At 75.2% G+C, this 11,567-nt stretch carries 7 protein-coding genes; 3 read left to right on the top strand and 4 right to left on the bottom strand.

The genetic code is table 11. The annotated features are described in order from the left end of the window. Positions 1–40 precede the first annotated feature (40 nt). Positions 41–1,408: an aminopeptidase P family protein gene (locus AC07A4_RS06585; protein ID WP_478593842.1), complete on the bottom strand. Its 1,368-nt coding sequence runs from the start codon at positions 1,406–1,408 to the stop codon at positions 41–43. A gap of 259 nt (positions 1,409–1,667) precedes the next feature. Between AC07A4_RS06585 and AC07A4_RS06580 the strand changes: the two genes are divergently transcribed. Beyond that, the gene (locus tag AC07A4_RS06580) at positions 1,668–3,983 is read left to right on the top strand and encodes a collagenase (protein ID WP_478593839.1); all 2,316 of its coding nucleotides are present in this window, start codon (positions 1,668–1,670) and stop codon (positions 3,981–3,983) included. A gap of 41 nt (positions 3,984–4,024) precedes the next feature. Here AC07A4_RS06580 and AC07A4_RS06575 read toward each other — a convergent pair whose 3' ends face one another. Continuing rightward, positions 4,025–4,603, bottom strand: coding sequence for a histone deacetylase (locus AC07A4_RS06575; RefSeq protein WP_478594384.1), 579 nt, complete (start codon positions 4,601–4,603; stop codon positions 4,025–4,027). 231 nt (positions 4,604–4,834) lie between these two features. On the opposite strand from AC07A4_RS06575, the gene AC07A4_RS06570 reads away from it, so the two are divergent. Continuing rightward, positions 4,835–5,380: a hypothetical protein gene (locus AC07A4_RS06570; RefSeq protein ID WP_478593836.1), complete on the top strand. Its 546-nt coding sequence runs from the start codon at positions 4,835–4,837 to the stop codon at positions 5,378–5,380. Between the two features lie 5 nt (positions 5,381–5,385). Here AC07A4_RS06570 and AC07A4_RS06565 read toward each other — a convergent pair whose 3' ends face one another. Further along, positions 5,386–7,875, bottom strand: coding sequence for a hypothetical protein (locus AC07A4_RS06565; protein WP_478593833.1), 2,490 nt, complete (start codon positions 7,873–7,875; stop codon positions 5,386–5,388). 121 nt (positions 7,876–7,996) lie between these two features. Here AC07A4_RS06565 and AC07A4_RS06560 point away from each other — a divergent pair, with 121 nt between their 5' ends. Further along, on the top strand, positions 7,997–10,150 hold the full coding sequence (locus AC07A4_RS06560) for a sensor histidine kinase (RefSeq protein WP_478593830.1): 2,154 nt from the start codon (positions 7,997–7,999) through the stop codon (positions 10,148–10,150). Between the two features lie 433 nt (positions 10,151–10,583). Here the strand turns inward: AC07A4_RS06560 and AC07A4_RS06555 are convergent, their stop codons facing one another. After that, positions 10,584–11,450, bottom strand: a complete 867-nt coding sequence (locus AC07A4_RS06555; RefSeq protein ID WP_478594381.1) for a class I SAM-dependent methyltransferase — start codon at positions 11,448–11,450, stop codon at positions 10,584–10,586. Positions 11,451–11,567 lie beyond the last annotated feature (117 nt).

Below are 11,567 nucleotides of genomic sequence, written 5' to 3'. Positions count from 1 at the left end.
CCGCGCACCGGCACCGCCTTGGCCCGGGCGCGGCCCCGGGCTACCCCTGGGTGAGCTCGCCCAGCCACGCCTCCACCGCGTCCGGCGTCCGCGGCAGCGCGCCGGACATCAGCCGCGCCCCCTCCGCCGTGATCACCAAGTCGTCCTCGACGCGCACGCCGATGCCCCGCAGTTCGCGCGGCAGCGTCTCGTCGTCCGGCTGGAGGTAGAGGCCGGGCTCGACGGTCAGTACCTGCCCCTCCTCCAGGACCCCGTCCAGATACGCCTCGACCCGGGCCTGCGCGCAGTCGTGCAGGTCGAGCCCGAGCATGTGGCCGCTGCTGCACAGGGTGTAGCGCCGGTGGAAGTCGCCATCGGGGCTCTTCAGGACGCCCCACTCCGCGAGTCCCTCGGAGATCACCCGCATCGCGGCGCCGTGGAAGTCGCGGAAGCGCGCGCCCGGCCTCAGCGCGGCGATGCCCGCGTCCTGCGCGGCGAGCACGAGTTCGTACACCTGCCGCTGCGCGGGGGAGAAGCGGCCGGACAGCGGCAGGGTGCGGGTGATGTCGGCGGTGTAGAGGCTGTCGGTCTCCACGCCCGCGTCCAGGAGCAGCAGCGCGTCCGGGTCCAGGGGTCCGTCGTTGCGTATCCAGTGCAGGACGCAGGCGTGGGCGCCGGACGCGGCGATGGTCTCGTAGCCGGTGCCGTTGCCCTCCGCGCGGGCGCGCAGGCCGAAGACGCCCTCGATCCAGCGCTCGCCTCGGGGGTGGGCGAGGGCGCGGGGCAGGGTGCGGGCGACGTCCTCGAACCCGGCCGTGGTGTGGTCCACGGCGAGCTGGAGCTGCCCGATCTCCCAGGCGTCCTTCACCAGCCGCAACTCGCTCAGGGCCGCGGCGAGTTCGGGGTCGGACGAGGCCTCGCGGCCCGGCGGTGTGCCGAGGGCGTCCAGGGGAGCGCAGCGGATGCCGGTCATGCGCGCGGCCTCGTCCAGGTCGGGGCGGCGGCCGACCCAGAACTCGCCGTAGCGCCGGTCGCGGTAGAAGCCGCTGTCGGTGCGCGGCGAGCGGGGGCGGACGTAGAGGACCGCCTCGTGGCCGTGCGGCCCGTCCGGCTCCAGGACCAGGACGTGCCCGGCCTGCTCCTCCCCGGTCAGGCCGGTGAGCCAGGCGTACGCGCTGTGCGGGCGGAAGCGGTGGTCGCAGTCGTTGGCCCTGACCCGCAACTCGCCCGCGGGGACGAGGAGCCGCTGTCCGGGGAAGCGGGCCGAAAGGCGGGCCCGCCGCGCGGGCGTGACGTCCGCGGCCGTGAGCCGCAGCTCGCCGGGGAGCGGACTCGGCTCCCAGCCGTCCGCCATGAACCGCGCGAACTCCGGGGAGAACGGCAGGTCGTGGCTGACCGTGCGGGGAGCGCCGGGGCTGGTCTCGGACACGGGTGTGCCTCCTCGGTCGCCGGGCGGACCACCCGATTCCGGGGGTGCTCCGGCGGGACGCGGCTGAAGAAAGAAGCGCCTGACCCCTTGTCAGTGCAATTTCACATTACTACGTTACGCGTCACATGGCAGACCGGTTCCCCGTGGAACGGAACCGTCATCCGCCGTGTGTGACAAGGCGGTTGGGCCGCGGCCCGCCGCCGTCTCCCGTGCTTTCCCATGACCCCCACCCTGGGAGCCTCTTGTGTCTCATTCGCGTGTGTTCGCTTCGAGAACCCTGCGCAGATCCCTGCTCACCGTCGCGACGGCCGTGACGCTCTGTGCCACCGCGGCCCCCCTGGGGCAGGCGGACACCCCCGCCCCGGCCGCGGGCGCGATACGCCCGGCGGGCGCCCCCGGGGCCGCCGCGCCCGACCCCTACGACCGGGCCGACCGCCTGGCGAAGGCGCCCAAGCCCTCGGCCCGCGAGGTCCCGGCCCCCGGCGGCCTCACCGAAGGGCGCCTGCCCGGACCGCGCACGCCCAAGCACCGGTCTGCCGCCGCCGGATGCACCCTCGACGACGTCACCCGGCTGTCCCCGGACGCCTTCGCCGACTTCCTCGCCGACCCCGCCGTCACCGCCGACGGCTGTCTGCGCTCGCTGATCTGGACCTGGGACCGGCGCCTGGCCCCGGTGATGTCGGACGCGCACGTCCAGGCCGTGTCCCGGCGCGCCGCCTCGCTCGCCGCCGCCCACGACGGCAAGAACGGCAGCCACCTCCTGGAGATGTTCACGTACCTCCACGCCGTCGCGTACCACGACTTCTCCCGCGACGAGATCGACGTCACCGACCCGCCCACCGTCGCCGCCATGCGCGCGGCCGTCGACGCCTTCGGCACCGCGGCCCGCACCTTCGACGTGACCCGGACGAACGCCGAGACGCTCCGCGAGGCGCTGTACGCGGCGAGCGCGCCGGGGCTGCGCCAGCATCAGCTCCCGCTCGTCAAGCGGGTCCTGAAGACCATGGGCGCGAAGAGCCCGGACACCTACCAGGACGCCTCCTGGGCGGGGGCCGCGCTCGCCGCCCTCTCCCTGAACTACCTGGGCGTCTACCCCGGCAACCGCGACACCGCCTTCCACGCCGCCGTCGCCGCCGACCCCGCCTACCGCGCCGCCTTCAAGGCGTTCGCGGGCCACACCCACCTGAAGGACACCCGCAACGCCTGGGTGGCGCGCGACGCGCTCCTGGAGTACGGCCGCATGGGCCAGGTCGACGCGGTCCGCTCCGAGATCGTCTCCGGGCTCGGCGGCCTGCTGGCCGTCACCGCCCGCAACTTCGGCGACATGAGCGCCCCGTGGGCGAAGGTCGCCACCTGGCTGGTGGAGTTCGAGGCCTGCGCCCCGTACCAGGTGTGCCGCGCGGACATCGAGAAGCGCCTCTTCCCGCACACCTACGCCTACGGCAAGGCGGACACCGACGGGATCGTGGTGCGCGCGGCGCTGAGCCGCGCCACCGTCGACCAGCTGTACTACGCGAGCAAGCAGGTCAAGGCGCAGTTCCACCGCGTCGTCGGCGGCGACAAGCCACTGGCGGGCGACCCCAACTCCAGCCTGCGCGTGGTGCTCTACTCCTCGCGCGCCGAGTACGAGAACTTCCAGCCCCTCCTCACCGGCCTGAGCACCGACAACGGCGGCATGTACATCGAGAAGGGCGCCACCTTCTACACCTACCAGCGGCGCGTCCCCCAGGACTCCTCGCTCACCCTCGAAGAGCTGTTCCGGCACGAGTACACGCACTACCTCAACGGCCGCTGGGCGGTCCCCGGCTTCTTCGGCGAAGGCCCCTGGTACGAGGGCGACCGGACCACGGCGATGGACGAGGGCACCGCGGAGTTCTTCGACGGCGCCACCCGCGACGACGGCATCAAGGTCCGCAAGTCCCTGGTCAAGAGCGTCATCGCGGACACCGCGGGCGGCGGCCCGCGGATGAGCGTGAACCAGCTGCTGCACGCCACGTACGACGGCGACGGCTTCCGCTTCTACTCCTACGCGGGCACGTTCTTCACCTACCTGTGGAGCGAACACCCCGCCCTGCTCAAGGAGATGTACCGGCTGCTGCGCGCGAACGACCCGGCCGGCTTCGACGCCTGGCGCGACCGCCTCGGCCGCGACGCGAACCTCCAGCGCGGCTACGACTCCTTCCTGGACGCGCAGATCGCGAAGGTCGACGACCTGTTCGTACCGGACACCACGTACGTGCCGGTGGGGGAGTTGCGCGACACCACCGCCGACCAGGTCCGGGCCTCCTTCAAGGCGACGACCGGCATCGCCCCGGACTGCGCCCCCGCGGGCTCGCAGGACCGCCCGCGCTTCACCTGCTCCGGCCGCATCACGGCACGCCTGAGCGACTCGGGCAGCGCGGGCACCGTCTTCAAGGACATGTCCGAGACGGTGGACTACTTCGTCCTCGACCGGGCGGCGGGCGGTGACAACAACCTCAAGGACATGAACTGCTCGTTCGGTGAGGTCGACATCTGGACCGACGGCAGCGCGGGCACGGCGGACTTCCAGTGCGAGGGCCCGCTGCGCGGCTGACGCGGGCACCCGGCCCCTCGTCGCGCCGGACGGCCGCGCGGTCAGTCCGCCATCAGGGCGGCGACCGCCGCGGCCGTCCAGTGCCCGGCGGCCCCCGGGCACTCGGCGAGGTAGCGAGCGACGGCGGCGCGCGACCAGGCCGCCGTCTCCAGGAGGCCCGCCGTCAGATGCCGCAGGTAGGGCGCGGTGGGCGCGTTGAGGGCGACGTCCGCCCGCCGCCAGGGGGCGGTGAAGGTGAGCAGGGGAAGGCCGTCGAGCAGCCCCGGGCACACCAGCGTCTCGTAGCGCCCGGCCCCCAGTGCGGCGCGGCCGTCGCGCACGGCGGGGGCCAGGTCCAGATCGGTGCCCGGCGCGCGGTACATCTCCTGGGCGGCGATGTCGGAGAACTGGCCCGCCGTCACCAGATGGGCCCGCGCGAGAAGCCGCCCGGCGCCGCCGGGGTCGTAGAAGGCCCGGCCGCCGCCCCACAGGACGGACTCCGTCGCGAAGTACAGCACGCCCGGCAGTTCCACCGGACGCGACACCTCGGGCGGGCGCGGGTCCCGGCAGCCGGGGTGGTGCCGCGACGAGCCGGGCGGCGTGCCGCCCTCGAGGTAGGCCATGAGGCGGTCCAGGTGCATGTTCGAGCCGTACGAGACGTACCAGACGCGCTCGTGGCCCCGCTGCGGTGGTGGCACGTCGGGCTCCGGGTGTGGTGTGGCGCTCGTCACCCATGATGGACCGGAATTCCCTGAAAGCGTTCGAAAAGAAGATCAACGTCTCCCTATACTTCGCTTTGTTCGAAGGGGTGGGGGGCTTGCCTTCGTGACGTCCCTCGACCCTGCCGTTTTCACGCCAGAAGAGGACCTCACATGTCGCGCAAGAGCCTGGTCACCGCCGGTCTGCTCGCCACCGCTCTCACCGCCGCCCTGGCCCCGACCGCGCAGGCGGCCACGCCCACGATCACGCGCGGCGAGTACGACAAGGTGAAGCTCGGCTCGAGCGTCGCCAAGCTGCACTCGGTCGCGGGCAGAGGCGCGTGCAAGAAGACTTCGAGCACCAGCCTCCCGGGCTACTCCGGTAAGACCTACACCTGCAAGGGCAACAAGGCCCACAGCACCGCCGACTTCCTGTTCGGCAACGGCAAGCTGGAGATGAAGTCGCAGGGCCTCCTCGACGGCAAGAAGTCCAACGGCAAGATGACGAAGGCCAAGTACAACAAGATCAAGAAGGGCAAGACCATCGCCCAGATGCACTCCATCGCGGGCAAGGGTGTGTGCGTGCGCATCGCCGACAGCGAGACCCGGGGCGCGAAGTCGGCGATGTACTCGTGCGAGCAGTCCCGCACCTATGGCGCCGCCTCGTTCGTGACCACCAACGGCAAGGTCAGCTCCCGCAACCAGTTCAACCTGCGCTAAGGCCGTCACGGCCGCCGCTGCACCCGCGACACGCTCGGCGGCACGGCCTCCTCGCCGAGCCGGGCCTCGAAGCCGAGGAAGTGGTCCACGCCCGGGCGCACCCGTGCCCCCGCCGTCACCGTGAACGGCACGGCGACCCGGCCGTGCGGGGGCACTCGCACCCGCTCCACCCGCCGGGGCGTCACCTCCCAGCCGCCGGACGGCCGCGCCAGGAGCGAGACCGTGCGCGCGGTGGCCGTGAAGTTGTAGACGTCGACGGTCATGCGGGTCCGCGCCCCGAGGCGGTAGCCGAGCGGCGGCTCGGCGTCGCCGTCGTCCTTGTTGGGGGCCGCGTCGGCGGCCGCGTACCGCTGCTGGAGCACGATGTGCCGCGCGGCGGACAGCGGGCGGGCGCGGAGGCGGTCGTCTCCCGCCGGGGGCCGGGGGCGGCCCGGCGGCGGCGCGTCCGTCACCAGGTACAGGGGGTCACGGCCCGCCCTGACCCGGACGGTTCCCCGCCGCGAGCGGGGCGGCGTCCCGCTCGGGGCGCCCATGATGTCGTACACGCGCGTTGTGGCCCCGTCCGGGACCGGTACGGCCACCGTGCGCGGGCGCGGCGCGTACACCACCGTCACGGTGCGCCCCGCGCCGTCCCCGAAGACGAGACCCGCCGCGCGCGGCAGCAGTTCCTCCAGCAGGCCCGCGTAGTTCGCCTCGCCGAGCAGGGAGGTGAGCGCGGCGTACGCGCTGAACGCGGGCAGCGGCTGGAAGTCGCGGCTGAACAGCGCGAACGACACGCCGTCGTCCGTGCACGGCGGCCCGCAGAACCAGAACTGCCGGTCCGTGCCCGCGGCCAGGCTCTCCACCGTCGACCGCACCAGATAGCGCGCCTGGGTGCGCCGCGCCGCCTGCGACAGGTCACCGCCGGGAGCGGCGGGCAGGAACGCGCCGCACTCCGTCATCCACAGCGGCGTCGTGGCCCCGAACCGCTCCCGCAACTCCGCCTGGTCCTCCGGCGACGACGGCGGCTCGGGGTCGGTGTCGTCCAGCGGCGGATAGCCGTGGAAGCTCCACACGTCCGCGTACCCCACCACGTCGTTGCGCAGCATGAGCTCCTGGAAGACGCCCTCCTGCGCGATGCCGGGAAGCACTACGGGCGGCGCGTCCGCCTGGTCCGTGATGCCGAGCGCCGCCGCCTTCACGAACGCGGCGTGCTGGTCGCCGGTGCTCGCGGTGGCGTCGACGTCGGGCTCGTTGGACAGCTGGAGCGCGTCCGACACGACCCGCTTGCCGCGCCCGGCGAGATGGGCGCCGTAGCGGTAGGCGTGGCGCAGGTCGTCGGGCAGCGGCACGGACGTCGGCGTCAGCGCCCAGTCCGGGGGCGGCGAGACCACTTCGAGGACCCGCACGCCGCGCGCGCGGAACGCCTCGATCACCGCGTCGTGCGGCGTGCCGCGGAACGGCCCGTCGGGCTCGCGCTGCGCGGCGGGCCAGGCGCTGCCGTCGCGCACGTGGCCGGCGCCCATGGCGGCCGTCGCCGCGGCGAGTGCGGGCAGCCGCGCGGGCGGGACGAGGGCGTAGGTGGCGACGTTGACGCCGAAGCGGTTCGCCGCGCCCCGCACGGCGCGCCGCGCGGGCAGCCGCGCGAACAGGCCGGTGACCGCGTCCCCGGTGCCCACGCGCGCGATCGCGCGGTAGGCGCCGGGCGGCAGCGCGGGCAGGCCGAGCGCGGCCCGCTCGGCGCCCGCCGGGACGCGCAGGGACCCGGCGGCGACCTGTTGCGCGTGGTAGTCGAGGACGCGGTACGCGACCGTCAGCGGCTCCGGCGTGCGCGCGTTGAGCTCGAAGGTCAGCGCCAGGGGCTCGTCGCCGCGGCAGTGGCCGAGGTTGTGCTCCCGGTCCCCGATGTGCACGGACCGCAGCGCGAGGGGCACCGGCGTGAGCGTGAACGCGTCGAGCAGGAAGCGGAATCCGGTGTACGACTCCAGGACGGTCGGTCCTTCGACGGTGAACGTGAGCGTGTTGGCGCCCCGGCGCAGCTCGACGTCGCCGAGCGTGACCCGGGACAGCTCGCCCCACGCGCGCGGGGCCGCGTACCAGTGGGGCTGGGAGTGGGCGAGCGGCGTCGCCGCCCCGCCGTTCACGCGCAGCCGGACGTACGAGCCGGGCTCCTCGGCGTGCGGCACCTCCACCGGAACCGAGGCGACCGCCCGGAGCCGGTAGGGCCCCGGGGCGGGGGCGCGGACCGTGTACGTGGCGTACCAGCCCTCGTCCCCGGGAGGGGACTTGGCGGTGGCCAGCGACAGATAGGCGCCGCCCGCCGCCCGGGGGTCGCGGGCGACGGAGAGGTTGGTACGGGTGGGCGACTCGCCCCGGACGGTGATCACGTCCCGGTCCTGGGCGTGCGAGGCGGGCGGGGCGGCACCCGGGGCCGCCCGGGTCGCGGTGGCCGCCGCCGTCAGGGCGAGCCCCGCGGCGAGGCCTCCCGTCACTGCGGTGCGTCGGTCGATGCTCATGCCTCCAGCACACCGTGGCCGGGGCGCGCGGGCGTCGTGCGCGGGCAGGGGACGGGGGCCGGTCGGCGGGCCGGTCTCTTCTCCACCCAGGGGTGGAGATGGGCGCGGGTAGGGTCGCCGTATGGGGCGGGGGCAGGGGCGGGGGCCGGCGGGCGAGGAGCCGCGCGCCGCCGCGGCGGTGGTGCCCGCGCTGCTGGTGGCGGGGCACGTGGCCGCGGTCGCCCTCCAGGACGTGCTCGGCCCGGACCGCGCGGCGGCGTGGCCAGCGGCGGCCGGGTTCCTCGCGGTGCTCCTGGCCGCGGCCGCGCTGGTGTGGCGCGCGGTGGCACCGGTGCCGGTGCTCGCCGCGACGCTCACGGCCGACGCGGCGGCCGCCGCCCTGCTGCCCGCCTCCGCGCTGACGCCCGCGCTGCCCGCGGCGGTGGGGGTCGCGCTGTTCTCCCTCGCGGTGCGCGGGGGCGCGCGGCCAGGGCCCTTCCGGCGGATCTCCGCGCCATCGCGTCACCTGGCACGCCCTCTCGCCGCACCGGGCGAAAGCCCCAATGGCTGCGCTACGAAGGCTTCCGCCGGGTACGCCGAGAGCGCGCACCGAACGCCGCCCCCTCTCCCACGGAGATCCACCAGCAGGGCCCTGACCCTCGCGGGGGCCGCGCTCGCCACCGCCGCCGTGCCGCTGCACGACACCGGGCCGCTCCTCGACGGCCTCTTCGCGGGCGCGCTCCTGCACCTGGTGATCGTGCTGTGCGGCCGCCTGTACGCCCACCGGAAGGACCGCCGCGCCCGCGTCCTCGCCCGCCTCGCCGACGTGGAGCGCGAACGCCGGGCCGCGGCGGCGGCCGAGCGCGAGCGGCTCGCCCGCGATCTGCACGACCTGGCGGGGCATCACCTCACCGCCATCGCCGTCCAGGGAGCCGCGGCCCTGCGGCTCGCCGAAAGCCGCCCCGAACTGGCCGACGAGGCCCTCGCCGCGGGCGCCGCCACGGGCCGCGACGTGCTGACCGCGCTCGGCGCGCTGGTCGCGGCGGTCTCCGAAGCGCCCGGCGACGGCGCGCCGCACGACGTCCTCCCACCCCTGTGCGCGAGCCTGGCCCGCCTCGGCGTCCCCGTCTCCCTCGACCTTGACCTTGACTTCGATGGAGCGCCCGTCGACCTGCCGCCGGACACGCGCGTCGCCGCGTACCGCGTCGTGCAGGAGGCACTGACCAATGCGATGCGGTACGCCCCGGGGGCGGCCGTCGTCGTACAGGTCCGCCACGAGCCAGGCGCGCTCGGGATCACCGTGGTGAACGCCGCGTTGGAGCCCGCTGACGGGGCCTCTCCCGGCGCGGGCGCGGGCGTTGGCTGTGGCATCGGCCTCGGTGGCGGCCGGGGCCTCGTGAACCTGGCGGAGCGCGTGGCGGCCCTCGGCGGGCGGCTGTCGGCGGGTCCGGGGGAGCGGGGCGGCTGGACGGTCGCCGCGACCCTGCCCGCGCCCGCGCCGCGCCCCGCGCGCGCCTGGTGGCCGCGCGCCGTGGACCTCGCGGCGGTCACCGTCTGCACGGTGGTGCCGCTCCTCGCGGTCACCGCCGCGCACCTCCCCGGCCCCGCCGGACTGGCCGCGCTCACCGCCCTGTTGAGCGTCCACGCGGCTCCCCTGCTCCTGCGGCGCCGTGCGCCCGCCACCGCCCTCGCCGCCCTGCTCGCCGTGTCACTCGTCTGGTCGGCGGCGACGGCCGCGGGCGTCCTCGACTTCGCCTGGCTGGGCGCCCTCGCCCTGGCCTGGCCTGCGGAACTGGTCGCCCTGCACGCGGTGGGCGCGTACGGCCCGGCCCGCGCGACCTGGCCCGCGCCGGTCGCGGTGGGCGTCGTCGGCGGCACCGTCCTCGGACTCGCGGTGGCGAGCGACCCGGCGGAGTCGGCGGGCTTCGGCGCGGTCGCCCTGATCGCGGCCCTCGGCCTCGCCGCGGTGCCCTGGCTGCTGCCCGTCTGGGCGCTCGGGCTGCTGACCCGCGCCCGCCGCGGCGAGGGCGGACGCTGGGAGCGGCGCGTGCTCGACGCCGTGGCCGCGCGGGTCGGCGACGCGGTGACCGGCGAACGCGCCCACGTCGCGACCGGTCTGCACGGGGCGGTCGTCGCCCACACGGCCCGCCTGGTGCGCCGCGCCGAAGCGGGCCTCAGCGGGCCGGAGGCCCGCGCCGCGGCCCTCACCGACATGACGGCCGCGGCACGGGCCGCCCTGACGGGGCTGCGGGAGCTTCTGGACGCGCTGGACGGGCGGGGGGCCCTCGACGCGTAGGCCTCCCGGCTAGGGGGCAGGTGTGCCGCGCCGTCGCGCTGGTCCCCCGGGCAGGCTGTGGCCAGCCCCCGCCGTCCCCGGCTTACGCGGACGCGGGCTGAGCGCCCTAGGGGTTGCCTCCTTGTGGCGTTGGGCGTCTGCGGCTTGCGTTGTGGTTGGGCGCGCAGTTCCTCGCGCCCCTTCGGGGCGCTGCCCGCGCCTCTTGTGCGGTCTGAGTGCCGTAGGGGTTGCCTCCTTGTGGCGTTGGGCGTCTGCGGCTTGCGTTGTGGTTGGGCGCGCAGTTCCTCGCGCCCCTTCGGGGCGCTGCCCGCGCCTCTTGTGCGGTCTGAGTGCCGTAGGGATTGCCTCCCTATGGCGTCGGGCGTCTGCGGCTTCGTCGTGGTTGGTCGCGCAGTTCCCCGCGCCCCTTCGGGGCGCTCGGGTGGGGCCCGGGTCAGCCGCACGGTTCAGGGGCCGCCGCCGTGGTGCTCTTGGACCAGACGAACACCTCGGTGCTCGGCTGGCGTTCGGAGAACAGGTTGGAGGGGGAGGCCTCGTGCAGGAGGCGGCGCAGGTCCGACTCGAAGGCTTCGCGGCGCGTGCCGAAGAGGTGCGGGGCCGAGAACGACATCGAGAAGACGCCCGCGACGACGTCGTCGCTCGTCCGCACCAGCGCCTGTCCGCCAGGGACCACGTGCCGCCGCGGACCGGAGAAGCCCGCACGGGCGAAGACGGCCGCCTCGCCGTCGGGCGTGCCCCGCGCCAGCGTTCCGCGACCGGCCCGCCGGACCGGTCCGAGATAGGCGCCGACCAGCTCCTCGATCGCGGCGCGGGGCTCGGCCGGATGCGGAAGCCCGGCGACGGACCGGCTCTCGCCCTTCAGATCCGATACGTGCGCCAGCGCGCCGCCGGGCCGCAGCATGCCCCGGACGGTCGCCGCGACCAGGTCGCGGTCCATCCAGTGGAAGGACTGCCCGAAGGCCGCGACGGTGAACGTGCCCAGACCGGCGGGCAGTTCCTCGGCCCGGGCCCGCACCCAGCGGGCCTTGCCGGTCACGCCGCGCTCGGCGGCCGCGCGCCGCGCCTCCGCGATCATCCCGCCGTCCGGGTCGACGCCGACGACCTCGCCGAACAGGTGCGCAAGGGCCACGGCGAGCGTGCCGGGGCCGCACCCCACGTCAAGGAGCCGACCGCGCCCGTCCAGGGCGAGCGCCTTGGCCAGCGTGTCCGGCAGGCCGGGCGCGTACGGGAGCCGCCCGCGCCGGTAGTGGCTCGCCGTGCCCGAGAACAGCGTGTCGTCCCACTCCCAGCCGACGGCCATGCCGCCCACCGCCTTCCACCGGAGATCCGCCACCGCCCGGTTCAGCCTCCCAGCCGGAACGGGGCGACGCCAACGGCATGCGGCGGCCCCGCCTGCTTTCTAGGACGGTAACTGGCC

The organism is Streptomyces sp. NPDC043996, from assembly GCF_056435225.1.
This window is presented reverse-complemented; position numbering and strand designations above follow the sequence as displayed.

Excerpts from the sequence above, each read along its gene's own strand:
- AC07A4_RS06555 (WP_478594381.1), bottom strand. The coding sequence starts at position 11,450 with ATGGCCGTCGGCTGGGAGTGGGACGACACGCTGTTCTCGGGCACGGCG.
- AC07A4_RS06560 (WP_478593830.1), top strand. The coding sequence starts at position 7,997 with ATGGGGCGGGGGCAGGGGCGGGGGCCGGCGGGCGAGGAGCCGCGCGCC.
- AC07A4_RS06570 (WP_478593836.1), top strand. The coding sequence starts at position 4,835 with ATGTCGCGCAAGAGCCTGGTCACCGCCGGTCTGCTCGCCACCGCTCTC.
- AC07A4_RS06565 (WP_478593833.1), bottom strand. The coding sequence starts at position 7,875 with ATGAGCATCGACCGACGCACCGCAGTGACGGGAGGCCTCGCCGCGGGG.
- AC07A4_RS06575 (WP_478594384.1), bottom strand. The coding sequence starts at position 4,603 with ATGCACCTGGACCGCCTCATGGCCTACCTCGAGGGCGGCACGCCGCCC.